This is a genomic window from Rhodococcus sp. S3 (assembly GCF_058211795.1).
The window spans coordinates 3,895,950-3,919,473 of the sequence record NZ_CM177074.1 but is presented as its reverse complement, the minus strand read 5'-3'; the positions used below and the strand labels follow the sequence as shown (position 1 = coordinate 3,919,473).

The 23,524-nt window shown below is 69.5% G+C and carries 24 protein-coding genes and 1 pseudogene; 21 read left to right on the top strand and 4 right to left on the bottom strand.

Translation table 11 applies throughout. The features are described from left to right. The first annotated feature begins 162 nt into the window (after positions 1 to 162). A complete protein-coding gene (locus tag AC0LPE_RS18125; protein WP_088897069.1) occupies positions 163 to 1,194 on the top strand; it encodes an NAD-dependent epimerase/dehydratase family protein in 1,032 nt (343 codons plus the stop codon). Further along, entirely contained in the window at positions 1,191 to 2,174 is a 984-nt protein-coding gene (locus tag AC0LPE_RS18120; protein WP_016693736.1) for a lysophospholipid acyltransferase family protein, read from the top strand. Before AC0LPE_RS18125 ends, AC0LPE_RS18120 begins: the two co-directional genes overlap by 4 nt. A gap of 93 nt (positions 2,175 to 2,267) precedes the next feature. Here the strand turns inward: AC0LPE_RS18120 and AC0LPE_RS18115 are convergent, their stop codons facing one another. Then, complete coding sequence (locus AC0LPE_RS18115) at positions 2,268 to 3,224, bottom strand: HAD family hydrolase (RefSeq protein ID WP_016693737.1); 957 nt, start codon at positions 3,222 to 3,224, stop codon at positions 2,268 to 2,270. Positions 3,225 to 3,465: 241 nt separating this feature from the next. On the opposite strand from AC0LPE_RS18115, the gene AC0LPE_RS18110 reads away from it, so the two are divergent. The 8 genes from AC0LPE_RS18110 (at position 3,466) to mce1N (ending at position 11,158) form a co-directional block, all read left to right on the top strand. After that, positions 3,466 to 3,756 (top strand): glutaredoxin family protein, encoded by a 291-nt coding sequence (locus tag AC0LPE_RS18110; RefSeq protein WP_006552340.1) that lies wholly within the window; start codon positions 3,466 to 3,468, stop codon positions 3,754 to 3,756. Positions 3,757 to 3,915: 159 nt separating this feature from the next. Continuing rightward, complete coding sequence (locus AC0LPE_RS18105; RefSeq protein ID WP_026061479.1) at positions 3,916 to 4,785, top strand: redox-sensing transcriptional repressor Rex; 870 nt, start codon at positions 3,916 to 3,918, stop codon at positions 4,783 to 4,785. Further along, positions 4,782 to 6,203, top strand: coding sequence for a glutamyl-tRNA reductase (locus tag AC0LPE_RS18100; RefSeq protein WP_026061480.1), 1,422 nt, complete (start codon positions 4,782 to 4,784; stop codon positions 6,201 to 6,203). Before AC0LPE_RS18105 ends, AC0LPE_RS18100 begins: the two co-directional genes overlap by 4 nt. After that, positions 6,200 to 7,210 carry a hydroxymethylbilane synthase gene (hemC, locus tag AC0LPE_RS18095; RefSeq protein ID WP_016693741.1) on the top strand — a complete coding sequence of 337 codons (1,011 nt, stop codon included), beginning with the start codon at positions 6,200 to 6,202 and terminating at the stop codon, positions 7,208 to 7,210. Before AC0LPE_RS18100 ends, hemC begins: the two co-directional genes overlap by 4 nt. 63 nt (positions 7,211 to 7,273) lie before the next feature. Further along, a complete protein-coding gene (locus AC0LPE_RS18090; protein ID WP_016693742.1) occupies positions 7,274 to 8,839 on the top strand; it encodes a bifunctional uroporphyrinogen-III C-methyltransferase/uroporphyrinogen-III synthase in 1,566 nt (521 codons plus the stop codon). Between the two features lie 86 nt (positions 8,840 to 8,925). Next, entirely contained in the window at positions 8,926 to 9,903 is a 978-nt protein-coding gene (hemB, locus tag AC0LPE_RS18085; protein ID WP_060650866.1) for a porphobilinogen synthase, read from the top strand. After that, on the top strand, positions 9,900 to 10,433 hold the full coding sequence (locus tag AC0LPE_RS18080) for a hypothetical protein (RefSeq protein WP_229565349.1): 534 nt from the start codon (positions 9,900 to 9,902) through the stop codon (positions 10,431 to 10,433). Before hemB ends, AC0LPE_RS18080 begins: the two co-directional genes overlap by 4 nt. Positions 10,434 to 10,669: 236 nt before the next feature. After that, positions 10,670 to 11,158, top strand: coding sequence for a transport-regulating membrane protein Mce1N (gene mce1N, locus AC0LPE_RS18075; protein WP_088897071.1), 489 nt, complete (start codon positions 10,670 to 10,672; stop codon positions 11,156 to 11,158). On the opposite strand, the gene AC0LPE_RS18070 is transcribed toward mce1N, so the two are convergent. Beyond that, positions 11,140 to 13,086 carry an acyl-CoA dehydrogenase family protein gene (locus AC0LPE_RS18070; protein WP_145693272.1) on the bottom strand — a complete coding sequence of 649 codons (1,947 nt, stop codon included), beginning with the start codon at positions 13,084 to 13,086 and terminating at the stop codon, positions 11,140 to 11,142. The two genes, mce1N and AC0LPE_RS18070, sit on opposite strands and share 19 nt — an antisense overlap. 126 nt (positions 13,087 to 13,212) lie before the next feature. On the opposite strand from AC0LPE_RS18070, the gene hemL reads away from it, so the two are divergent. The 7 genes and pseudogenes from hemL (at position 13,213) to AC0LPE_RS18035 (ending at position 20,344) form a co-directional block, all read left to right on the top strand. Continuing rightward, positions 13,213 to 14,538, top strand: coding sequence for a glutamate-1-semialdehyde 2,1-aminomutase (hemL, locus tag AC0LPE_RS18065; RefSeq protein ID WP_106201464.1), 1,326 nt, complete (start codon positions 13,213 to 13,215; stop codon positions 14,536 to 14,538). 61 nt (positions 14,539 to 14,599) lie between these two features. Further along, a complete protein-coding gene (locus tag AC0LPE_RS18060) occupies positions 14,600 to 15,250 on the top strand; it encodes a histidine phosphatase family protein (RefSeq protein ID WP_016696081.1) in 651 nt (216 codons plus the stop codon). Then, a complete protein-coding gene (locus AC0LPE_RS18055) occupies positions 15,247 to 15,852 on the top strand; it encodes a TlpA disulfide reductase family protein (protein ID WP_106201465.1) in 606 nt (201 codons plus the stop codon). The genes AC0LPE_RS18060 and AC0LPE_RS18055 overlap by 4 nt, the downstream gene beginning before the upstream one ends. Positions 15,853 to 15,854: 2 nt before the next feature. Then, entirely contained in the window at positions 15,855 to 16,673 is an 819-nt protein-coding gene (locus AC0LPE_RS18050; protein ID WP_016696083.1) for a cytochrome c biogenesis CcdA family protein, read from the top strand. Further along, positions 16,670 to 18,337 carry a cytochrome c biogenesis protein ResB gene (gene resB, locus AC0LPE_RS18045; protein WP_145693273.1) on the top strand — a complete coding sequence of 556 codons (1,668 nt, stop codon included), beginning with the start codon at positions 16,670 to 16,672 and terminating at the stop codon, positions 18,335 to 18,337. The genes AC0LPE_RS18050 and resB overlap by 4 nt, the downstream gene beginning before the upstream one ends. Then, positions 18,337 to 19,254, top strand: a pseudogene (ccsB, locus tag AC0LPE_RS18040) (c-type cytochrome biogenesis protein CcsB); the annotation flags it as partial. The gene resB and the pseudogene ccsB, both read left to right, overlap by 1 nt. Next, positions 19,196 to 20,344: a MinD/ParA family ATP-binding protein gene (locus AC0LPE_RS18035; RefSeq protein ID WP_490604919.1), complete on the top strand. Its 1,149-nt coding sequence runs from the start codon at positions 19,196 to 19,198 to the stop codon at positions 20,342 to 20,344. The pseudogene ccsB and the gene AC0LPE_RS18035, both read left to right, overlap by 59 nt. 25 nt (positions 20,345 to 20,369) lie before the next feature. Here the strand turns inward: AC0LPE_RS18035 and AC0LPE_RS18030 are convergent, their stop codons facing one another. Then, positions 20,370 to 20,570 carry a hypothetical protein gene (locus tag AC0LPE_RS18030; protein ID WP_026061601.1) on the bottom strand — a complete coding sequence of 67 codons (201 nt, stop codon included), beginning with the start codon at positions 20,568 to 20,570 and terminating at the stop codon, positions 20,370 to 20,372. Between the two features lie 190 nt (positions 20,571 to 20,760). Beyond that, positions 20,761 to 20,970 carry a BldC family transcriptional regulator gene (locus tag AC0LPE_RS18025; RefSeq protein ID WP_006552323.1) on the bottom strand — a complete coding sequence of 70 codons (210 nt, stop codon included), beginning with the start codon at positions 20,968 to 20,970 and terminating at the stop codon, positions 20,761 to 20,763. A 208-nt stretch (positions 20,971 to 21,178) separates the two neighbouring features. Between AC0LPE_RS18025 and AC0LPE_RS18020 the strand changes: the two genes are divergently transcribed. The 4 genes from AC0LPE_RS18020 to AC0LPE_RS18005 all read left to right on the top strand — a co-directional run bounded on the left by AC0LPE_RS18020 (position 21,179) and on the right by AC0LPE_RS18005 (position 23,516). Continuing rightward, on the top strand, positions 21,179 to 21,562 hold the full coding sequence (locus AC0LPE_RS18020; protein ID WP_016694334.1) for a DUF4229 domain-containing protein: 384 nt from the start codon (positions 21,179 to 21,181) through the stop codon (positions 21,560 to 21,562). Next, positions 21,559 to 22,656, top strand: coding sequence for an L-cysteine desulfhydrase Cds1 (gene cds1, locus AC0LPE_RS18015; RefSeq protein ID WP_490604918.1), 1,098 nt, complete (start codon positions 21,559 to 21,561; stop codon positions 22,654 to 22,656). Before AC0LPE_RS18020 ends, cds1 begins: the two co-directional genes overlap by 4 nt. Positions 22,657 to 22,731: 75 nt before the next feature. After that, on the top strand, positions 22,732 to 22,947 hold the full coding sequence (locus tag AC0LPE_RS18010) for a helix-turn-helix domain-containing protein (protein ID WP_088897076.1): 216 nt from the start codon (positions 22,732 to 22,734) through the stop codon (positions 22,945 to 22,947). Positions 22,948 to 22,952: 5 nt separating this feature from the next. After that, positions 22,953 to 23,516 (top strand): Clp protease N-terminal domain-containing protein, encoded by a 564-nt coding sequence (locus AC0LPE_RS18005; RefSeq protein ID WP_172414860.1) that lies wholly within the window; start codon positions 22,953 to 22,955, stop codon positions 23,514 to 23,516. Positions 23,517 to 23,524: the final 8 nt, after the last annotated feature.

Genomic DNA, 23,524 nt, shown 5'->3' with positions numbered 1-23,524 from the left:
CGGTACCCGGAAGTTCACCCGCGAGTCGTGCGATGGCAGCGAAGTGGCCGTATTGTGGGACGGCATACCGCGTCGGGGCGAATGTGACCGATGACGCGTGTGGTGCAGCAGGGGGTTTCACGAGTGGTTTCGCAGGGGCACGAAGTGGCACGTCCACGAGTCGTGCTGGTCACCGGAGCAAGTCGGTTCCTGGGTGGTTTCCTCGTCACCAGGCTCGCTCAGAATCCGGACATCGAGCGGGTGATCGGCGTCGACACCCAGTCGCCGTCGAAGGACATGCTCCGGCGCATGGGGCGGGCCGAGTTCGTGCTCGCCGACATCCGCAACCCTCTCATCGGCAAGATCATCCGCAACATGGACGTCGACACCGTCGTCCACGCGTCCGCCGTCACGAAGGCCCCCAAGTCGGGGAGCCGCACGGCGATGAAGGACATGAACGTCCTCGGCGCGATGCAGCTGTTCGCGGTGTGCCAGAAGGCACCCTCGGTGCGCAGGATCGTGCTGCGCTCGTCGTCCGTCGTCTACGGCTCGAGTGCCAAGGATCCCGCGAAGTTCACCGAGGAGATGAGCGCCCGCCGCCGGCCCACGGGCGCCTTCGCCCGCGACATGATGGAGGTCGAGGGCTACCTGCGTGGCGTCGCCCGCCGGCGCAGTGACATCGCGACCACCATCCTCCGGCTCGCACCCACCGTCGGGAACCGGCTGCCCGGCTCGGTGTCGAGCTATCTCACCTCCCCGCTCGTCCCCAACGTGCTCGGCCGCGACGCGCGATTGCAGCTGCTGCACGAGGAGGACGCGCTCGGCGCGCTCGAACACGCGGTCGTCGCCGGACCACCCGGGACGTACAACATCGCCGGTGAGGGCATCGTCATGATGACCCAGGCCGTGCGCCGGGCCGGGGGCGTCACCGTGCCGATGCCCTACGCGCTGTTCCGCACGGCCGGGCACGCACTCATGGGTTCCGTGATGAACTCCTTCACCAAGGAAGAACTCGACTATTTCCATTTCGGATGCGGACTCGACACCACGCGCATGCGCAACGAGTTCGGATTCGAACCACGCTGGACCACGAGAGAAGCGCTCGACGATTTCGCCCGGGGCCTCGCCCTCACCCGCATCGTGAAGACCGAATGGGTGGACAAGGCCGAGTCGATGGCGCTCTCCGTGCTCGGAGAGACGAGGGAGACGCGATGACGGAGGTCGCGAAGGTCATCCCGTTGCACGCCGGCAACCGCCGTCCCGGCGAACGGGTCACACGCACACCCCATCCGTCGATGGGGCCACCGCCCACCCCCGAACAGGTGAGCCGCACCGACCGGTTCCTCGACGACCTGCGCGGCACCCTCGCACAACAGGTCACCGCCACCGCCGAGTTCGTCCGTCGCCGGATGACCGGCGACTACGAGGTCGACGACTTCGGCTTCGACCCGCACTTCACCGAGAACGTCGTCCTGCCGGTCCTGCGACCCCTGTTCGACAAGTGGTTCCGCGTCGAGGTCCGAGGCGTCGAGAACATCCCCGCCGAAGGCAGCGCACTCGTCGTCGCCAACCACGCCGGCACGCTCCCCGTCGACGCACTGATGACCTCCGTCGCCGTGCACGATCACGCGGATCGTCACCTGCGGATGCTCGCCGCCGACCTCGCCTTCGGTATGCCCGTCGTCGGAACGGTGACGCGCAAGGCCGGCCACACCCTCGCGTGCCATCCCGACGCCGAACGGCTCCTCCGGCAGGACCAGGTGGTCGCGGTCTTCCCCGAGGGCTACAAGGGACTCGGCAAGCCGTTCAAGGAGCGCTACAAACTGCAACGGTTCGGCCGCGGCGGTTTCGTGTCGGCCGCCCTGCGCACCCAGGCGCCCATCGTGCCGTGCTCGATCGTCGGCTCCGAGGAGATCTACCCGAACATCGCCGACCTCACCTCGCTCGCGCGTCTGCTCGGCCTGCCCTACTTCCCGATCACCCCGCTGTTCCCGGCGCTCGGCCCGCTCGGAATCGTGCCGCTGCCGTCGAAGTGGTACATCGAGTTCGGCACACCGATCGTCACCGACGTGTACGACGACGCCGCGGCGGAGGATCCGATGGTCCTGTTCGAGGTCACCGACCACGTGCGCGAGACGATCCAGCAGACCCTCTACAAGCTGCTCACGCGCCGGCGGAACGTCTTCCTCGGCTGAGAAAGACGGAAATCAGGCCGCTCGGTCGCGGCTGTACTGTCAGGCCGCTCGGTCGCGGCTGTACTGTCAGGCCGCTCGGTCGCGGCTGTACTGTCAGGCCGCTCGGTCGCGGCGGCGGCCCACGAGGACCGCGACCGCACCACCCGCGGCACCGAGGCCGAGCGCCGTCGGAACCCCGACCTTCGCGGCCTTGCGCGCCGTCCGGAAGTCGCGGATCTCCCACCCACGTGTGCGAGCGACCTGCCGCAGGTCCGGATCGGGATTGATCGCGACGGCCGTGCCGACCACCGAGAGCATCGGCACGTCGTTGTGGCTGTCCGAATAGGCCGTGCAGCGCTTGAGATTCAGACCCTCACGGATCGCGAGGGCCCGCACCGCGTGCGCCTTGCCGAGACCGTGCAGGATGTCGCCGACGAGGCGGCCCGTGAAGACGCCGTCCTCCGACTCGGCGACGGTGCCGAGCGCACCGGTCAGGCCGAGGCGTTCGGCGATGACGTCGGCCAGTTCGACCGGCGTCGCGGTCACGAGCCACACCTGCTGGCCCGCGTCGAGGTGCATCTGCGCGAGCGCGCGGGTGCCCGGCCAGATCTTGTCGGCGATGATGTCGTCGTAGATCTCCTCGCCGAGCCGGCGCAGTTCCTCGGTGGAGCGGCCCTGCACGAACGACAGAGCCTTGTCGCGACCGGACGCGACGTCGTTCATGTTCTCCTTGCCCGTCAGGCGGAACTTGACCTGCTGCCAGGCGAACTCGAACAGGTCGGACTTGTCGAAGTAGTCCCGGGCGACGAGGCCACGGGCGAAGTGGATGATCGACGCGCCCTGCACCATCGTGTTGTCGACGTCGAAGAACGCCGCCGCGGTCAGATCGCGCGGGACGGGAGTGGTGTCGGGGGAGGGCTCGGGCTCGACACGGGATTCCTGCAACGCGAGGGCGGCATCGGCGCTCGCCTCACCTGCGAGATTGGCGCGGACCTCTTCCTCGCTGGGCCCGAACTTGCGAGAGAAGAGCCGACGTCCGGGACGGATGATGCGCGCCCACGTCTCACCCATGCCCCATCCGTAGGGAAACGAACGTCCTGGCACTCGCACCTCCGGTGTCGTAACGGGCGGGGCTGTCGAAACGGGCGGGCCCCGTGTGACCCCTGTGCTCCGGGCGCCGCGCACACGGCGCCCGCATACACGGGTGACCCGCGCCAAGCCTAGCCCGCGATACGGCCCGTCACCGGGAGGCCGTCGCCCCCGTGACCGGGTGTGACGTTCATCTCGACAGGTCGTGCCGCACAGTGGAGGCATGAGTGAGCAATCGTCATCGGCAACGAGCGGCTCCGCGAGCCGTCATCACCTGACCCTTCTGGTGCGCGCCGGGTGCGGTGCGTGCGGTCCGGCGCGCGAGCAGCTCGAGGCGCTCGCGGAGGAGCTCGGCGTCGAGGTCACCTGCATCGACGTGGATGTCGCTGCCGCAACCGATCCCGATCTGCGGGCCGAATTCGGGGACCGTCTGCCCGTCGTTCTCCTCGACGGACGCGAGCACAGCTACTGGGAGGTGGACGAGCCGCGACTGCGCGCAGATCTCGCCCGCTGAGTCGGCAGGTCCTTGTCGTACAGCAGGTGGGAAGCACATTCGGGGTGCTTCGAGCAACTTTGTGCATGGCTTCACAAGCGGTTACCGTGGTGTGAACGAATTCCCGGATCACCGTGAGGCCAGGCGTGTATCCACCGGCCGGACGAGGAGCCACGTACCGTGACGCAGTTGCACCCACCGCAGGGCGAGGACGCTCGCGGCACCGCCGAGTCCGGCGAGGGTGCCACTCCCACCCCTCCGGTCCGCGATATCCCACAGGCTACTGTGACGCGTCTCGCCACTTACCTCCGGGTCCTCGGTGCGTTCGCCGAAGCGGGCACCCTCATCGTCTCCAGTGAGGAACTCGCGGCCGCGGCCGGGGTCGGTTCGGCCAAACTGCGCAAGGATCTGTCCTTCCTCGGACCCAACGGAGTGCGCGGCGTCGGCTACGACGTCCTGCGCCTCCAGTCCCGCATCGAAGCAGCTCTCGGACTCGACCGGGGCCATCGTGTCGTGCTCGTCGGAGTGGGCAGCCTCGGCCGCGCCCTCGCCCGGTATCCGGGCTTCGACCGCCGCGGATTCACGATGGCCGGACTCTTCGATTCCGATCCCGACGTGGTGGGCACACGTGTGGGCGATCTCGTCGTGCGTCACGTCGACGATCTCGAGAACGGAGCCCGTGAACTCGGCGCGACCATCGGTGTCGTCGCCACCCCCGACGAGGCAGCGCAGCAGGTGTGCGATCGGCTCGTGCTCGCAGGAGTGCGCAGCATCCTGAGCTTCGCTCCCGTCGAACTCGATGTCCCCGACCACGTCGAGATCCGACGCGTCGATCTGTCCGTCGAGATGCAGGTTCTCTCGTTCAACAGCACGCGCAACGGGGAGACCCCCCGCGCCGCGACCGCTGACGTTCGTCCTGCAGCCGGCGACGTACGCCCCGCCGGCATCCCGCGGGTGTCCACCCGGAGCTCTGCACGGCGTACCACAACAGGAAAGGCGGGTCCGATGGGCTCGGCCGCGACCAGAAACGGATCGGTGATCGCACCGTGAGTGTTCTCCTCGTCGGGATATCGCATAGGAGCGCACCGGTCCCGGTGCTCGAGAAGGTGGCGGTCACGGACACCGACCGTCCCAAGCTCACCGACAAGATGCTGGCGTCGGACAAGATCTCCGAAGCGATGATCGTCTCCACCTGCAACCGGGTGGAGATCTACGCGGTGGTCGACGCCTTCCACGGCGCGCTCGCCGCGGTCAGCGAACTGCTCGCCGAGCACTCGGGTCTGCCCGTCACCGAACTGCACAAGCACGCCTACGTCCGGTACAGCGAGGCCGCTGCCGAACACCTCTTCTCCGTCGCCAGCGGGCTCGACTCGATGGTCGTGGGGGAGCAGCAGATCCTCGGCCAGATCCGCACCGCCTACGCCGCCGCCGACGCCCAGCAGGCCGCGGGCCGCACCCTGCACGAACTCGCGCAGCAGGCGCTGCGCGTCGGCAAGCGGGTGCACTCGGAGACCGGCATCGACGCCGCCGGTGCGTCCGTCGTGTCGGTCGCGCTCGAGAAGGCCGCGAACTTCCTCGGAGGCGACCTGAAGGGTCGCACCGCCGCGGTGATCGGCGCCGGCGCCATGGGCGGCCTCGCGGTCGCGCATCTCGTCCGCGCCGAGGTCGGCTCGATCGTCGTCGCCAACCGCACCCGCGACCGTGCCGAGCGACTCGCCGAGACCGCACGGGCCGCCGGTGTCGACGCCGAGGTCGTCGGATTCGACGATCTCGCGACCGCGCTGAGCCGCGCCGACGTCGCCGTCACCTGCACCGGAGCGGTGGGCGCCGTCGTCACCCTCGCCGACGCGCACCGCGCACTCGCGCAGCCCGGCCGCGGCGAACGCCCCCTCGCGATCTGCGATCTCGGTCTGCCCCGCGACGTCGACACCGCCGTGGCCGGTCTGCCGGGCGTGCAGGTCTTCGACATGGAGTCGCTGCAACGCGACCCGTCGGCCGGTGCCGCCGCGACCGACGCGGAGGCCGCCCGCAAGATCGTCGCCGCCGAGCTGTCGCAGTACCTCACCGCGCAGCGACTCGCCGAGGTCACCCCCACCGTGACGGCACTGCGTCAGCGCGCCGCCGAGGTGGTCGAGGGCGAACTGATGCGCCTCGAATCGCGACTGCCCGATCTCGACGACGGCCAGCGCGGCGAGGTCGCCCGCACCGTGCGCCGGGTCGTCGACAAGCTCCTCCACGCCCCGACGGTGCGCGTCAAGCAGCTCGCGTCGACGCCGGGAGGCGACCAGTACGCCGAGGCCCTGCGCGAGCTGTTCGAGCTGCGCCCGGGCTCGGTCGAGGCGGTCGCGACACCCACCAAGGATCTGAGCTCGCTGACCGATCCCACCCTCTCGGGGGATCTGTCCGCCGCGCTGGACCCCGCTGTCACCACCGAACTCCAGGCCTCACGAAAGGACGGCACCGCATGAGCACCGAAGCCGCATCGGTTTCCCGCGACGATGTTGCTCGGCAGGATCGTCCTCTGCGGATCGGTACCCGCGGCAGCGTGCTCGCCACGACCCAGGCCGGTACCGTGCGCGACGCACTCATCGCCGCGGGTCGCCCGGCAGAGCTCGTCGTCATCACCACGAAGGGCGACGTGACGCCCGGCCCGGTGCAGCGCATCGGCGTCGGCGTGTTCACCGCCGAGCTGCGCGAGGCGCTGCTCGCCGGTGAGGTCGACGTCGCCGTGCACTCCTACAAGGACCTGCCGACCTTCCAGGATCCGCGTCTGGTCGTCGCGGCCGTCCCCGAGCGGGAGGATCCGCGTGACGCGCTCGTCGCCCGCGACGGACTCGTCCTCGGCGAGCTGCCGCCCGGCTCGAAGGTCGGTACCTCGGCGCCGCGCCGGCGGGCACAACTCGCCGCGCTCGGCCTGGGACTGCAGATCGAACCGCTGCGCGGCAACATCGACACCCGCATCGGCAAGGTCGACTCCGGCGAACTCGACGCGATCGTCATCGCGCGGGCCGGACTGTCGCGCATCGGACGCCTGGACCGCGTCACCGAGTCCCTCGAACCGGTGCAGATGCTGCCCGCGCCGTCGCAGGGTGCACTCGCCGTCGAGTGCCGGTCGGACGATCCCGAGATGATCGAGCTGCTCGCCGGACTCGACCACGCGCCGAGCCGCGCCGCCGTCGTCGCGGAGCGCTCGCTGCTCGCCGAACTCGAAGCCGGATGCACCGCACCGGTGGGGGCGATCGCCGACGTCGTCGAGTCGCTCGACGACGACGGCCGGGTGATCGAGGAACTGTCGGTGCGTGGATGCGCCGCCGCCATGGACGGATCGGATGTGCTGCGAGCGAGCGCGGTGGGGGCGCCGGAGAAGGCCGAGGAACTCGGTCGTCGTGTCGCCCGCGAACTGCTCGAGCTCGGTGCGCGCGAGCTCATGGTCGAGCACGGGGTCGTCCCCGAGACGAGACCTGCCGATGATTGACCCAGCCGTCACCGTCACCCGATTTGCCCTTACCGCTGATTTGACCGCACTGGAGAATGACCGATGAGCCGAGTCCGTAAGCACAACCCCGGGCGCATCCTGTTCGTGGGATCGGGTCCGGGCGATCCTGCGCTGCTCACCGTGCGCGCGCGTGACGTGCTGGCGGGCGCCACGATCGCCTTCACCGACCCCGATGTCGACAAGGGTGTCGTGGCCCTCGTCGGTGTCGATCACGGCACCGACCCGGAGACCGGTGAGCCCGTCGCCGAGGTCCGCCCCGCGCTCGGCGAGCCCGCCGAGGTCGCCAAGACGCTCGTCGCCGAGGCGAAGGCCGGACGCGACGTGGTGCGCCTCGTCGCCGGTGACCCCCTCACCACCGACTCGGTGATCGCCGAGGTCAACGCCGTCGCCCGCACCCAGGTGGTCTTCGAGGTCCTGCCGGGCCTGCCCGCCGGGTCGTCGGTGCCGAGCTACGCCGGCATGGCGCTCGGCTCGTGCCACACCGAGGTCGACGTGCGCGGAGAGGTCGACTGGGCCGCGCTCGCCGCAGCCCCCGGCCCCCTCGTTCTCCACGCGACCTCCGGTCACCTCGCCGAGACCGCCAGCGCGCTCGTCGAGCACGGTCTCGCGCCGCAGACCCCCGCCGCGATCACCGTGCGCGGCACCACCCGCCAGCAGCGCACCGTCGAGGCCACCCTCGCGACCCTGAACGATGCGGGTTCCGAGCTCGTCGGGCCGCTCGTCGTCACCGTCGGCAAGGTCGTCTCGCACCGCAACAAGATGTCGTGGTGGGAGTCGCGCGCGCTGTACGGCTGGACCGTGCTCGTGCCCCGCACCAAGGATCAGGCCGGCGAGATGAGCGAGCGGCTCGTCACGCACGGCGCCATCCCGATGGAGGTGCCGACCATCGCGGTCGAGCCGCCGCGCAGTCCCGCGCAGATGGAACGCGCGGTCAAGGGACTGGTCGACGGCCGCTACCAGTGGGTGGTCTTCACCTCTACCAACGCGGTGCGTGCGGTGTGGGAGAAGTTCGAGGCGTTCGGTCTCGACGCGCGGGCGTTCTCCGGCGTCAAGATCGCGTGCGTCGGTGAGGCCACCGCCGCGAAGGTGCGCTCGTTCGGCATCATCCCCGAGCTCGTGCCCAGCGGCGAACAGTCCAGCCTCGGCCTGCTCGCGGAGTTCGCCCCGTACGACGACGTCTTCGACCCGGTCAACCGGGTGCTGCTGCCGCGCGCCGACATCGCCACCGAGACCCTCGCCGAGGGCTTGCGCGAGCGCGGCTGGGAGATCGACGACGTCACCGCCTACCGCACCGTGCGTGCCGCTCCGCCGCCGGCCGCGACCCGCGAGATGATCAAGACCGGTGGTTTCGACGCGGTGTGCTTCACGTCGTCGTCGACGGTCCGCAATCTCGTGGGTATCGCCGGCAAGCCGCACGCCCGCACGATCGTCGCGTGCATCGGCCCGAAGACGGCCGAGACGGCGATCGAGTTCGGTCTGCGGGTGGACGTGCAGCCCGAGACCGCGCAGATCGGGCCCCTGGTCGACGCGCTCGCCGAGCACGCGGCCCGGCTCCGCGCCGAGGGCGCGCTGCCCCCGCCGCGGAAGAAGTCCCGCGCCCGCCGCTGATCTCTCGTGATCCGATGATCCGTGCGCGGTTCCGGTAGTCGCCACTACCGGGGCCGCGCACGGCCCGTATGGAAGGTGTTCTCCCCATGTTTCCCGACATCCGTCCCCGCCGGCTTCGCAGCACACCTGCCATCCGACGACTCGTGGCAGAGACCTCCCTCGAACCCCGCCACCTCGTGTTACCGATGTTCGTGGCCGACGGTCTCGACGAGCCGCGCGAGATCGCGTCGATGCCCGGTGTGTACCAGCACACCGCCGATTCGCTCCGCAAGGCCGCGGCCGAGGCCGTGTCCGCCGGTGTCGGCGGCCTGATGCTCTTCGGTGTGCCGCGCCCCGAGGACAAGGACGCCCGCGGTTCCGCGGCGAGCGATCCCGACGGTGTGCTCAACCGCGCGCTGCGGTCGCTGCGCAGCGAACTCGGCGACTCCACGGTGATCATGGCCGACACCTGCCTCGACGAGTTCACCGATCACGGCCACTGCGGTGTGCTCACCGACACCGGTGTCGTCGACAACGACGCCACCCTGGAGCGCTATGCCGAGATGGCCGTCGCGCAGGCCGAGGCCGGAGCGCATCTGCTCGGCCCGAGCGGCATGATGGACGGTCAGATCGGCTTCATCCGGTCGGCGCTCGACGAGGCCGGGCACACCGAGGTCGGTCAGCTCGCCTACTCCGCGAAGTACGCCTCGGCGTTCTACGGTCCCTTCCGCGACGCCGTCGGCTCGTCCCTCGAGGGCGATCGCCGCACCTACCAGCAGGATCCGGCGAACCGTCGCGAGTCGCTGCACGAGGTGGACCTCGACCTCGCCGAGGGCGCCGACATGGTGATGGTCAAGCCGGCGATGTCGTACCTCGACGTGCTGCGCGAGGTCGCCGACCGATCGCCCGTCCCGGTGGCCGCCTACCAGATCTCGGGGGAGTACTCGATGATCACCGCGGCCGCGCAGAAGGGCTGGATCGATCGCGACGCGGCGATCCTCGAATCGCTGGTCGGCATCCGGCGGGCCGGCGCGGACGTCGTCCTCACCTACTGGGCCGCCGAGGTCGCGGGTCGCCTGTCATGAGCTTCCCCGCACCTCCTGTCGGGCCCGGTCCCGCGGCGAATCGTCCCGTTCCCGGAGACGTCACGACGGCCTACCAATTGTGGTGCGGGGTACTCGCTCTCGCCGTCGTGAGTTTGGCGGCAAGTCTCGCCGATCTGCTCGGTCGACGCGACGAACTGCTCGATCTGATGACGATGATGGCCACCGATCAGGCCGTCGAGGGGGTCACGACGGAGCAGCTCGAATCGGCGGTTCCGGTGCTGGTCGCGCTGACCGCCGGCATCGGCCTGGTGATCGTCGGACTGCTGTATCTGGTGGTCAGGCAGCTGTTGAAGGCCAAGAACTGGGCCCGGATGCTGCTCACCCTGCTCGGGGTGTTCATGTCGCTGTCGACCCTGCCCACCGTCTTCGGTGTGGGCGTCGGGGAGGGCGGCGCGGGCTGGATACTCGGTGTGGTGGGCATTCTGCAAGCCGTCGCGACCGTCGGAGCGATCGTGCTGATGCACCGGCGGGATGCCAACCGGTTCTTCCTGCGACTGCCGGAAGAATAGACGTACCACTCGGTTTCGTCGGGCGCGACGGAAGAGTACGGTGGGCTCACCATGTGGGCCGCACGGCCCTTTCCGTCGAGCGAAAAGGACGTCATGCAGGTGGAACCGCGGCCCTATGGGCGCCGTCGCGAACTGGTGTTGATCGCTCTCATCGCCCTCCTCGGCCTGGTGACCACCGTGCTGCTGGTGATCCCCGGCGCGTTCGCCGCTTGACCGACCCGACGACCCCCGACCCGATGGGCACCGACGCGACCGGGCCGCTGTTCCACGAACCCGGGGCGCGATGGCGCACGGTCGCCATCGGTCCGCTGTTCTGCGTCGTGGCCCTGGTCGTCGAACTGCTCACCGGTCCCGTCGTGCACTGGGCGGCACTGCCGATCATCGCGATCGTGCTCGCCGGTTTCTCCTACGTGATGGTCGTGGCGGCCCGTCGGCACGTCAGTGTCGAGCTCACCTCCACGACCCTTCGGCAGGGCACCGAGGAACTACCGGTCGCCGAGATCGAGGCGGTGCTGCCGCCGCCACCGGAGGACCGGCGCGATCCGGAACGCTGGGAGACCGCCCGGAGCCTCGGCGAACTGGCCGACGTGCCGCGCGGCCGCAAGCCCGTCGGACTACGGCTCACCGGAGGGACGTTCGTGCGGGCGTGGGCGAAGGACGCCGACGAGCTGCGAGCACGGCTCGGTGAGCTCGTCGGCGACCCGGGTCAGACCGCGACTTCCTGAGGCGGGACGACCGCTCCCTCACGGTCGAGCATGGCCGAGCCGAGCAGGTAGTCGGGCACACCCAGCCCGTCCACGAGCGTCAGCGCGTGCGGACGCAGGCTGCGGCACCGCTCGTTGATCCCGCGCGTGACGGCCTTGGCACGTTCGACCGACAGCAGGCGGTGCTCCATGAACCACGCCTTGTCCTCGTCGATGATCGTCAGCGCGTAGAGATCGCACAGCTCAGACAGCAGGTCGCCGGCGGTCTCGTCCTTGCAGTCCTCGATCGCGGCGACGAACGCCTCGAGCACGACGCGGTCGATGTGGGCGCGGGCGGCGTGCAGCACGTGGTCCTGCACGAAGTTGAAGGCGTCGAACGGGTTGTCCTCGCGCTTCATCGCGGCCTGCAGGCGCCGGGCCGCGGTGGACAGCAGGTACTGCTCGCGGTCCTCGAACATCGTTACCTGGGTGCCGCGGTTGAAGAGGCTGCCGTCCTCCTCGTTGTCCTGGCGGGTGTCGACGATCGTCTGGATGATCTGCTGCGCCGCGGTGCGCTTCTTGACGATGTCGGAGATGGTGGTCGCGGCGAAGCGCATCCACTCCACCGGGCTCATGCCCTGCACCTCGTCGGCGTAGGCGGTGAGCAGTTCCTTCGCGACCAGCTGGGTCAGGACGTGGTTGTCGCCCTCGAAGGTGGTGAACACGTCGACGTCCGCGCGCAGCGCCGTCAGCCGGTTCTCGGCCATGTAACCGGCACCACCGCACGCCTCGCGGCACTCCTGGATCGCCCGCGACGCGTGCCAGGTGTTGGCGACCTTGAGGCCCGCCGCGCGACCCTCGAGTTCGCGCTGTTCCTGCGCGTCGAGTTCCTGCAGCGACGTCGACTGCAGCCGGTGCATCGTCGTGAGCAGCTCGTTCTGGGCGAAGCCGAGCGCGTACGAGCGGGCGATCAGCGGGAGCAGGCGACGCTGGTGGACGAGATAGTCCATGATCGGCACCTCACCGTCGCGTCCGGGGGCGTCGAACTGGCGGCGCTTCTCGGCGTAGCGGGTGGCGATGCTCAGCGCGACCCGCGCCGCCGCACCCGCCGAGCCGCCGACGGTGATGCGACCGCGGACGAGCGTGCCGAGCATCGTGAAGAACCGCCGGCTCGGGTTGTCGATGTCCGAGACGTAGGTGCCGTCCGGTTCGACGTCGGCGTACTTGTTGAGCAGGTTCTCCCGGGGGATGCGGACCTGGTCGAAGACGATGCGGCCGTTGTCGACACCCGGCAGGCCGCCCTTGTAACCGCAGTCGGAGGTCGTCACGCCCGGCAGGTCGTTGCCGTCCTCGTCGCGGATCGGGACGACGAAACAGTGCACGCCATGTGTCTCACCCTGCGTGACGAGCTGCGCGAAGACCGACGCGAACCGGGCGTGCTGCGCCGCGCCACCGATGTAGTCCTTGCGGGACGACGGGGTGGGGGAGTGGATCACGAACTCCTGGCTGTCCGGATCGTAGGTCGCCGTGGTCTCGAGCGACTGCACGTCGCTGCCGTGCCCCGTCTCGGTCATCGCGAAGCAACCGAGCACATCGAGATCGATGAGCCGCTTGACGTACTTCTCGTGGTGCCGCTCGGTGCCGAGGTTCTCGACGGCACCGCCGAACAGTCCCCACTGCACGCCGGCCTTGACCATCAGCGACAGGTCGGACATCGCGAGCATCTCGATGGATGCGACCGCACCGCCCGCGTCGCCCGTGCCGCCGGACTCGACGGAGAAACCTGCCGCGGCGTAGCCGTGCTCGGCGAGGATGCGCATCTGCTCGAGCGTGATGGCGCGGGCCTTGTCGGTCTCGGGGGTGTAGTGCGGCGCGAACTTCTCGTGCGCGAGATCCTTGCGGGCGCGTTCGCGGGCTTCGTGCCACGCACCGTCGAGTGCGATGCGCAGGTGTTCGGCTGTCGTCGGCATGCCTCAGACGATAGGTGCGACACGTCACTCACGGTGTCCCTTTTTCCTGGTAAGGGAGAAAAAACACATGAGGTTTGAGGACCGCTGTTTTTGGCAAATCCCGCGAAACTACGGACACTGGAAGTCGTGACTGCGACCCCCGATGCTTCGTCCACCCACGACACTCGATCCGCTGCACTCTTCCACCGGGCATCGAAGGTGACACCGGGGGGCGTCAACTCTCCGGTCCGCGCGTTCGGATCGGTCGGCGGCAATCCTCCCTTCTTCGCATCGGGATCGGGTCCGCTGCTCACCGACGTCGACGGAAAAACCTACGTCGACCTGGTGTGTTCCTGGGGTCCGATGATTCTCGGGCACGCGCATCCGGCGGTCGTCGAGGCCGTCCGATCCACCGCCGTGGCGGGTCTGTCGTTCGGTGCCCCCACCGAGGGTGAGGTCGAACTCGCCGAGGAGATCGTCGCCCGCATCGCGCCCGTCGAGCAGGTCCGGCTCGTCAACTCCGGCACCGAGGCGACGATGAGCGCTGTCCGTCTCGCGCGCGGATTCACCGGACGATCGAAGATCGTGAAGTTCGCGGGCTGTTATCACGGTCACGTCGATGCGCTGCTCGCCGACGCCGGTTCCGGCCTCGCCACCTTCGGTCTGCCCACCTCGCCCGGCGTCACGGGCGCCCAGGCGGGCGACACCGTCGTCGTCCCCTACAACGACCTCGCTGCCGTGCGTGCCGCCTTCGAGGCGAACCCCGGTGAGATCGCCGCGGTCATCACCGAGGCCGCCGCCGGCAACATGGGCACCGTCCCGCCGGTGCCCGGCTTCAACGAGGGCCTGCGCGAGCTCACCCGTGAGCACGGTGCGCTGCTGATCATGGACGAGGTGATGACCGGCTTCCGCGCGAGCCCGACCGGCTGGCACGGCATCGACGGCGTCTCCGGCGACCTGATGACCTTCGGCAAGGTCATGAGCGGTGGTCTGCCCGCCGCGGCCTTCGGTGGTCGCGCCGACGTCATGGCCCATCTCGCCCCGAGCGGGCCGGTCTACCAGGCCGGCACCCTGTCCGGTAATCCCGTCGCCGTCGCCGCCGGCCTCGCGAGCCTGCGTGCCGCCGACGCCGAGGTCTACGCCGCCCTGGACCGCAACGCCGAGACCCTCGGTCGTCTGCTCGACGAGGCGCTCGCCGCCGAAGGGGTGCCGCACCACGTCCAGAACGCCGGCACGCTGCTGAGCGTCTTCTTCACCGACGAGCCGGTGACGAACTACGAGCAGGCCAAGGCCGCGCAGACCTGGCGCTTCCCGGCCTTCTTCCACGCGCTGCTCGAGCGCGGCGTCTACGCACCCCCCAGCGCTTTCGAGACATGGTTCGTCTCGTCCGCGCTCGACGACGACGCGTTCTCGCGGATCGCCGACGCGCTGCCGCATGCCGCTCGCGCGGCCGCCGCGGCGACCGCGCCGTAGCGCCGCTCTCCTGCCTGCTCACACGAACCCGCCCCTCCCACACCCCTCGAGGAACATCGACGTGACCGACGCCGCCCCGTCCGAGACCCGCACGATCGTGCACGTGCTCCGCCACGGAGAGGTCCACAACCCCTCCGGAATCCTCTACGGCCGCCTGCCCGGCTTCCGGCTGTCGGTGACCGGCGAGGCCCAGGCACGAGCGGTCGCGGCGTCGCTCGCCGACCACGACATCGCGCACGTGGTCGCGTCCCCGCTCGAACGGGCCCAGCAGACCGCCACCCCGATCGCGGAGAAGCACGGCCTGCAGATCCGCACCGACGAGAACCTCATCGAGGCGGCCAACGACTTCGAGGGCCTGAAGGTCTCGGTCGGCGACGGCGCGCTCAGCAAGCCGCGCCACTGGTGGAAGCTGCGCGATCCGTTCACTCCCTCCTGGGGCGAGCCCTACCTGCAGATCGCCCACCGCATGCTCGCCGCCGTCAACGCGGCCCGCGTGGCTGCGGCGGGACGCGAAGCGGTGTGCGTGAGCCACCAGCTCCCGGTGTGGACGCTGCGCCGCTTCCTCGAGGGCGAGCGCCTGTGGCACGACCCGCGTCGCCGCCAGTGCAGCCTCGCCTCGCTGACCTCCCTGGTCTACGAGGGCGACACCCTCGTCGACCTGGTCTACTCCGAGCCGGCCGGCGCCTCCGACCCGAACGTCCACGGCGCATGAGAAAGGTGTTCCGGGCGACGGTCGCCGCGATCTGCGGTGCCGTCCTGCTCACCTCCTGCGCCACCGGGGACGACGCCGTCGCCACCGGGGGAACGTTCGACTTCGTCTCGCCCGGCGGGCAGACCCGCATCTTCTACGATCCCCCGGCCGAACGCGGCACCCTCGGTGAGCTCACCGGCGAGGACCTCATGAACGAGGGGGAGACCATCTCCCTCGACGACTACGAGGGCCAGGTCGTCGTGCTCAACGTGTGGGGCCAGTGGTGCGCGCCCTGCCGCAGCGAGGCCGACGATCTCGAGGAGGTCTACGAGGCCACCAAGGATCTCGGGGTGCAGTTCCTCGGCATCAACGTCCGCGACAACCAGCGCGACAAGGCCCAGGACTTCGTCACCGACCAGCAGATCGGCTACCCGTCGATCTACGACCCGCCGATGCGTTCGCTGCTCGCCCTCGGACGGAACTACCCGACCTCGGTCGTGCCGACGACGGTCGTCCTCGACCGCGAGCACCGCGTGGCCGCGGTCTACCTGACCGAACTGCTCGCCGAGGACCTGCAACCGGTCGTCGAGCGGGTCGCGGCGGAACCGGATTCGGAGCAGTAACAGTGATCCTTGCGTCGGGTGTCGGGGAGACCTTCCAGAACGCGGCCCTGTCGGGTCCGCTGCTGCTGGCGATGGGCGCGTGCCTGCTCGCCGGTCTCGTCTCCTTCGCGTCGCCGTGCGTCGTGCCGCTCGTTCCCGGCTATCTGTCCTATCTCGCCGGGGTGGTGGGAGCCGAGGCTCCCGCCGTCACCGCCGAGCAGGCCGGTGCCCGCACCACGACCGTCCGCAGCGACGGTCGCCTCCGGGTGGCGGGTGCCGCCGGGCTGTTCGTCCTCGGATTCACCGTGGTGTTCGTCCTCGCGACCGCCTCGGTGTTCGGGGCGATCTCCGCGCTGGCCGTCAACCGCGAACTGCTCATGCGGGTGGGCGGTGTCGTCACCATCGTGATGGGCCTGGTCTTCATCGGCCTCATCCCGGCCCTGCAGCGCGACACGCGCCCGGCGCCCCGGCGCATCTCGAACCTCGCGGGCGCCCCGCTGCTCGGCGCGGTCTTCGCGCTCGGGTGGACCCCGTGCCTCGGCCCCACCCTCGCCGGCGTCATCTCGCTGGCGGCGGGCACCGAGGGCACCACCGCGGCACGGGGGGTGACGCTGATCGTCGCCTACTGCCTCGGCCTCGGGTTGCCGTTCGTCGTGCTCGCGCTCGGCTCGGCGCGGGCGCTGCGCGGGGTGGGCTGGCTGCGCACCCACGCGCGGACCGTGCAAATCGTCGGCGGCCTGATGCTCATGGCCGTCGGCATCGCTCTCGTCACCGGCGCGTGGGACCTGTTCGTGTCCTGGGTCCGTGACTCGTTCATCTCGGAAGTGACTCTGCCCGTATGACCGCGACACACACCCCGACCCCCGCACCGCAACCGTCGCCTCCGCCGCGACAGGGCGCGCTCGGACGTGCCACGGCCTTCGTGCGGAACACCTGGCGCGGCCTGACGTCGATGCGGACCGCGCTGGTCCTGCTGTTCCTGCTCGCGCTCGCCGCGATCCCGGGCGCACTCCTGCCGCAGCGCAGCCTCAACACCCAGAAGGTCGACGAGTACATCGCGGCCCGCCCGACGCTCGGACCGATCATGGACCGGTTCGAGCTGTTCGACGTCTTCGGCAGCTTCTGGTTCACCGCCGTCTACGTGCTGCTGTTCGTCTCGCTGGTCGGCTGCATCCTGCCGCGGTGCGTCGAGCACTTCCACGCCCTGCGCACCCCGCCGGTCGCCGCGCCGCGCAACCTGCAGCGCCTACCGCACCACACGCAGACGACCGTGGCCGACAACCCCGCCGACGCCCTCGACCGGATCCAGGGAGAACTGCGCGGCTGGAAGGTCGTGCGCCGCGAGGGCGGTGCCCGCGGACGTGACGGCGAGATGACCCTGTCCGCCGAGAAGGGCTATCTGCGCGAGGCCGGCAACCTGGTCTTCCACATCTCCCTCGTCGGGCTGCTCGTCGCCGTCGCCGCCGGCAAGCTCTTCGGCTACGAGGGGCAGCGCATCCTCGTCGCGAACGGCGAGGAGTTCTGCACCACCTCGCCCGCCTCCTTCGACTCGTTCCGCGCCGGCAGCACGCTCGACGGCACCGGCCTGAACCCCATGTGCGTGCGGGTGAACACCTTCGCCGCCGACTATCTCGACAACGGCCAGGCCGAGATGTTCACCTCCGACATCGAGTACCAGTACGGCGACGACCTCGTCACGAACACCTGGCGCGACGCGCAGTTGAAGGTCAACCATCCGCTGCGGGTCGGCAGCGACCGCGTGTACCTGCAGGGTCACGGTTACGCCCCGACCTTCACCGTCACCTGGCCGAACGGCGAGACCCGCACCGAGACGATGCAGTGGGCGCCCGACGACGCGACGACCTTCCTCAGCAGCGGCGCCATGCGCTTCGACCCTCCCGGCGGCATGTACCCCGACGCCGACGAGCGCCGGAAGAACCAGATCGCGCTCGAGGGACTGTTCGCGCCGACGGCGTCCTTCCACGGCACGCTGCTCACGTCGATCTTCCCGGCGATGATGGACCCCGCCGTCGCGATCGACGTCTACAAGGGCGACTCCGGTCTCGACACCGGCAGCCCGCAGTCGCTGTTCTCGCTCAACAAGGAACTGATCAACCAGGGCCGCCTCGTGAAGCAGGACCGCGTGAACCTGCGCCCGGGGGAGAGCGTGACACTCGCCGACGGCACCGAGGTGCGGTTCGACAAGGCCACCGACTTCGTCAACCTGCAGGTCTCGCACGACCCGGCGCAGCAGTGGGTGCTCGTCGCGGCGATCGCGATGATGGCCGGTCTGCTCGTGTCGCTGCTGGTCAAACGACGCAGAGTGTGGGCGCGCGCGTACCCGAGCGGTACAGTGAACGACGGTGAACGACGAACCGTAGTAGAACTCGGTGGTCTCGCACGGACCGATCAGGCCGGATGGGGAGACGAGTTCGACCGACTGGTCGAGCGACTCCTCGGTGACGATGCACCCTCCGCCCCGGCGGCACAGGAGAAGAAGAACTGATGACACAGAACGACACCCTGGCGCGGTACAGCGACTGGGCCTTCGAATCGGCGTTCGCGGTGCTCGTGCTGGCGCTGGTGCTGCTCGTCGCCGAATATGCGACCCACCGCGCCGACGTCGTGGCCGAACGGGAACGCGAACTCGTCGCGGCCGGCCGGCGACCGGCCTCCGACACCGTCGAACGCACCGCCGGCCCGGGTCGCGTCGAGGAGGCGCCGAAGCGCGCCCTGTCGCAGCGTCTCGGCAACATGGGCCGCGCGCTGGTCGTCGTGGTCGCCGGACTACAGGTCGCCTCGATCGTGCTCCGCGGCCTGGCCACCGAGCGCTTCCCGCTCGGCAACATGTACGAGTTCGTCGCGATGGCGTGCACCGCCGCCGTGATCTTCGGCCTGATCGTCCTGCGCAAGCCGGCCTACCGGACCATGTGGGTGTACCTGCTGGTTCCCGTCCTGATCCTCATGTTCCTCGCGGCGACCGTGCTCTACGCCGACGCCGCCCCGGTGGTTCCCGCGCTGCGCTCGTTCTGGCTGCCGATCCACGTGACGATCATCAGCGTCGGCAGCGGCATCTTCCTCGTCTCGGGTGTCGCGAGCCTGCTGTTCCTCCTGCGCATCCGTTTCCCGAAGGGTGAGGAGCGCAGCGGTGTGTTCGCGTCGCTCGCCGAGCGTCTGCCCGACGCCCAGACCCTCGACCGTCTCGCCTACCGCACCACGATCATCGGTTTCCCGCTGTTCGGTGCCGGCATCATCCTCGGTGCCATCTGGGCCGAGGCGGCCTGGGGACGCTTCTGGGGCTGGGACCCGAAGGAGACGGTCTCGTTCATCACGTGGGTCGTCTACGCCGCCTACCTGCACGCCCGTGCGACCTCCGGTTGGCGCAACACCCGCGCGGCCTGGATCAACGTCGCCGGTTTCGTCGCGATGCTGTTCAACCTGTTCATCATCAACATGGTCGTCTCGGGCCTGCACTCGTACGCCGGGCTCAACTGAGGCTGCTATCGTCGCGCCGTCGTCCGTGACAGTCGACGGGGGGGAGAACGCGGTGGATGGGGCCGACAACGGTTCGTCGGGGCTCGGCGGACACGCATTGGACGCGACGGCGCTGGACTCGTCGCTACTGGTACGCCCGGTCGCCGCGCCGCCGCGGAAGGGCTGGCGGCGGGTGGTCTACCGGGCGACCGGTGGTCGCGTCCATGTGGGGGAGAGCCCCCGGCAGCAGCGCAAGGAGGAATCGGCCGAGCGGGTGCGTGTACCGCTGCACGGCTGCCATCGGATCGCCCTGCTGAGTCTCAAGGGCGGGGTGGGCAAGACGACCACCACGGTCACGCTCGGTTCGACCTTTGCGGAGCTGCGTGGCGATCGGATCGTCGCGGTCGACGCCAATCCGGACCGCGGGACGTTGAGTCAGAAGGTGGCCGAACAGACGCCGGCCACGGTGCGCACGCTGCTGCGTGATCAGGAACTGCTCGAGACGTACGCGGACGTGCGCGCCTACACCTCGCAGAACACGCATCGTCTCGAGGTGCTCGCCTCGGACACCGATCCGGCGGTCTCGGAGGCCTTCAGCGCCGACGACTACGAGCGGACGCTAGGTCTGCTCGAGCGGTTCTACAGCATCGTGCTCACGGATTGCGGGACCGGGCTCATGCACTCTGCTATGAGCGCGATCCTCGAGAACGCCGACACTCTGGTCGTCATCAGTTCCGGTTCGGTGGACGGCGCCCGCAGCGCGTCAGCCACCCTCGACTGGCTCGACGCGCACGGCTATCGCGAACTCGTCGAGCGGTCGGTGGCCGTCGTCAACGCGGTGCGGCCGAGGTCGGGCAAGGTCGATCTCGACCTCGTGGTGCGGCACTTCGAACAGCGGTGCCGCGCGGTCCACGTCCTACCCTTCGACCCCCACCTCGAAGAGGGGGCGGAGATCGATCTGGACCGGTTGCAGTCGGGTACGCAGCGCGCCCTTCTCGGACTCGCCGCGGATATCGCCGACGGGTTCGCCGCGCGGTGACAGGCTCACCGCACACGGTGAACGGTCAGTCGCCCCGTTCCTGATCGGACTCGCCGGTGCCGTCGCCACTGCGGCGGCGGTGCACCTCGCGATCGACCTTCCACAGGAAGTCGGGATCGTCGTCCGGACCCATCACGCGGGTCGGCGGACGGGACGTGGGACCGTACGCCTTCCACAGCAGGACTGCGAGTGTCACCGCACCGATGAGTGCCAACAGATAGAGCACGTTGCACCTCCTGACCGTGGCGGTGCCGGACGAGGACGTGCCCTCGCCGTGCACCTCCGGGCCGCGGCGACCGCAGACCGGTTCGTCCACATTCTAGGTGGGCGGAACCCGGTCCGGCACGTGGGTTCCGCGGGTGGTCGGCCGGGGTCCGGCAGGTGCACGCCGGAGGTGCGGATTCTGCTGTCTCGGATCAGCGCGTCGCTTCGGTCGTCAGGGAGCGGAGCAGCGCCAGGACCTCGGACTCACGGAAGCGGCGATGGCCACCGGGGGTCCGCAGCGAGCCCAATCGGCCGGCGTGGGCCCACCGGGTGACGGTCTTGGGATCCACATGGAACAGTGCTGCCACCTGACCCGGGGTCAGCAGGGATTCCTTCGCGCCGTTGAAAGTGGGTGCGCTCATTGCGAATGTCCTCCCGGTTGTCGTGATCGTGTTGTTCGACGCGATCGAGTTGTTCGATCGGGATGTCCAAGCCCATGGTGGCACCGATACCCCTGGTTGCTCGAACGGTCTACGGTTGGTAAAGCGGAAGTAATAGACAAAACGGACGGATGTCCGACTTCCGGAAATCGTCGCGGAACTCGTCGTCCTGACGGCCGGTTAACCTGGAGTGGTGAACGACGAACGCCGGAACGAACCCTCGGATACCCCCTCCCAGCGCACTCCACACCCTCACGGCGAGGGCGCCACGGCCGCAGGCCGTCGAGCGGGGACCGGGTCCCTGATCCGGGACGTCGCGTTGTACTCCGTGGCACGGCTCGCCCTCGTCGTCGTGCTCACACTGCTCATTCTCTACGTTCCGCGGGCATTCGGGGTGGAAATCCCCCTCCTCGTCGCGGCCCTGTTCGCCGTGCTCATCGCCCTGCCCGTCTCGCTCGTGCTCTTCGCCTCGCTGCGGCGTCGCGTCAACGAGAGCATCGCCGCGGTCGACGAGCGCCGGCGTACCGAACGCGCCGACCTCGAGAAGCGCATGCGCGGCGAGAACGGGCGGTGACGGCGACCGGCGCGGTCGTCGACCGCAGCGCACCCCGGGGCTGGGTCGACAACGCGGTCCGGCTCATCGAGGCCGACGCTCAGCGCAGCGCGGACACCCACCTGCTCCGCTACCCGCTCCCGGCGGACTGGCGCATCGACCTGTACCTCAAGGACGAGTCGACGCACATCACCGGCAGCCTCAAGCACCGTCTCGCGCGCTCGCTGTTCCTCTACGCCCTGTGCAACGGCTGGATCCGTGAAGGGACCCCGATCATCGAGGCGTCGTCCGGGTCCACCGCGGTCAGCGAGGCGTACTTCGCGCGGCTCCTCGGCCTCGACTTCGTGGCCGTCGTACCGCGCCGCACCTCACCGGCGAAGGTCGCGCTCATCGAGGCCCAGGGCGGCCGGTGCCACTACATCGACCGCCCGCCGGAGATCTACACCGAGGCGCAGCGGCTCGCCGACGAGCTCGGCGGCTGCTTCATGGACCAGTTCACGAACGCCGAGCGGGTCACCGACTGGCGAGGCAACAACAACATCGCCGAGAGCATCTACTCGCAGATGCGTCTCGAGCGTCATCCCGTGCCGGAGTGGATCGTCGTCGGCGCCGGGACCGGCGGCACGAGCGCGACTCTCGGCCGCTACATCCGCTATCGCCGTCACCGGACGCGGCTGGCGGTCGTCGACCCCGAGAACTCGGCGTTCTTCGGTGGGTTCGAGACGGGTTCGGCCGACTACACCACCGGCATGCCCTCGCGCATCGAGGGGATCGGGCGTCCGCGCGTCGAGCCGTCCTTCGTGCCCGAGGTCGTCGACCGGATGGTGCGGGTGCCCGACGCGGCGTCCATCGCCGCCATGCGGCACGCGAGTGCCGCGCTCGGACGCCGGGTGGGCGGCTCGACCGGCACGAACCTCTGGGGAGCCTTCGGTCTGATCGCCGAGATGCTCGCGGAGGGCCGTGAGGGCAGCGTCGTGACGCTGCTGTGCGACGGCGGCGAGCGCTACGCCGACACCTATTTCTCCGACGAATGGGTCGTTGCCGAGGGAATGGATCTCGCCGCACCGCTCGCGATGCTGGAGAAGTTCGCGACCACCGGTCGGTGGCCTCGGTAGATCGTCCACCTGCGCGGATCCCGCTTCTTGTCAATCTTCGTTGACGCGCTGGAGTTGTCAACCTATATTGACACCATGAGTGAAGCCACCACCCTCGCCGCTGCCGCCGCGAGCTCCGATCCCGCAGTGGGCCTGCGCGCCGTGCGTGCCCTGCGCCGGCTGCTGGAACGGCTCGAGGAGGTTCAGGTCGCGAATGCCCGGGATCGAGGTTGGTCCTGGCAGGCCATCGCCGACGAACTCGGCGTCAGCCGGCAGGCGGTCCATCAGAAGCACAACCGGAAGCGCAGGTGATCGACATGTTCGAACGATTCGCCGACAGTGCCAGATCCGTCGTCGTCGCAGCACAACAGGAAGCGATCCGGGTGCACGATCCCCGGATCGAGGCGCCACACCTGCTCATCGGTGTCGCCGTCGCCGCGGAGGAACCGCTGCGGGTCCTGCTCGCGGAAGAAGGTCTCACGGTCGACGGGCTCCGCTCCGACCGGGCCGCCCGGACCACCGACGCCCCACTCGGTGAGGAGGACGCCGCGGCACTCGAAGCGATCGGCATCGATCTCGACGAGGTCCGGAGCCGTCTCGAAGCCGCCTTCGGCAAGGGGGTGCTCGACGGGAAGAGCGCCGATCGGCGGGGCGGCGCGAACCGGCTCGGCCACATCCCGTTCGACCGGGCGGCGAAGAAGTCGCTCGAACTCGCGCTGCGGGAGGCGATCGCACGCCGCGAACGCGTCATCCGTCCCGAGCACATCCTGCTCGGACTGCTGCGCAGCGACGATCCGGCGACCGTCGCCCTCGTGGAAGCGCACGTGCCGCGCGCGCAGCTCCGTCAGCGACTGAACGGCCACCTCGACGCCGCCGCCTGACCCTTCGG

What these genes read in the sequence shown, in the direction of transcription:
- AC0LPE_RS18120 (WP_016693736.1), top strand. Translation starts at nt 1,191, where the DNA reads ATGACGGAGGTCGCGAAGGTCATCCCGTTGCACGCCGGCAACCGCCGT.
- AC0LPE_RS18115 (WP_016693737.1), bottom strand. Translation starts at nt 3,224, where the DNA reads ATGGGTGAGACGTGGGCGCGCATCATCCGTCCCGGACGTCGGCTCTTC.
- AC0LPE_RS18110 (WP_006552340.1), top strand. Translation starts at nt 3,466, where the DNA reads ATGAGTGAGCAATCGTCATCGGCAACGAGCGGCTCCGCGAGCCGTCAT.
- hemC (WP_016693741.1), top strand. Translation starts at nt 6,200, where the DNA reads ATGAGCACCGAAGCCGCATCGGTTTCCCGCGACGATGTTGCTCGGCAG.
- AC0LPE_RS18090 (WP_016693742.1), top strand. Translation starts at nt 7,274, where the DNA reads ATGAGCCGAGTCCGTAAGCACAACCCCGGGCGCATCCTGTTCGTGGGA.
- hemB (WP_060650866.1), top strand. Translation starts at nt 8,926, where the DNA reads ATGTTTCCCGACATCCGTCCCCGCCGGCTTCGCAGCACACCTGCCATC.
- AC0LPE_RS18080 (WP_229565349.1), top strand. Translation starts at nt 9,900, where the DNA reads ATGAGCTTCCCCGCACCTCCTGTCGGGCCCGGTCCCGCGGCGAATCGT.
- mce1N (WP_088897071.1), top strand. Translation starts at nt 10,670, where the DNA reads ATGGGCACCGACGCGACCGGGCCGCTGTTCCACGAACCCGGGGCGCGA.
- AC0LPE_RS18070 (WP_145693272.1), bottom strand. Translation starts at nt 13,086, where the DNA reads ATGCCGACGACAGCCGAACACCTGCGCATCGCACTCGACGGTGCGTGG.
- AC0LPE_RS18055 (WP_106201465.1), top strand. Translation starts at nt 15,247, where the DNA reads ATGAGAAAGGTGTTCCGGGCGACGGTCGCCGCGATCTGCGGTGCCGTC.
- resB (WP_145693273.1), top strand. Translation starts at nt 16,670, where the DNA reads ATGACCGCGACACACACCCCGACCCCCGCACCGCAACCGTCGCCTCCG.
- AC0LPE_RS18025 (WP_006552323.1), bottom strand. Translation starts at nt 20,970, where the DNA reads ATGAGCGCACCCACTTTCAACGGCGCGAAGGAATCCCTGCTGACCCCG.
- AC0LPE_RS18010 (WP_088897076.1), top strand. Translation starts at nt 22,732, where the DNA reads ATGAGTGAAGCCACCACCCTCGCCGCTGCCGCCGCGAGCTCCGATCCC.
- AC0LPE_RS18005 (WP_172414860.1), top strand. Translation starts at nt 22,953, where the DNA reads ATGTTCGAACGATTCGCCGACAGTGCCAGATCCGTCGTCGTCGCAGCA.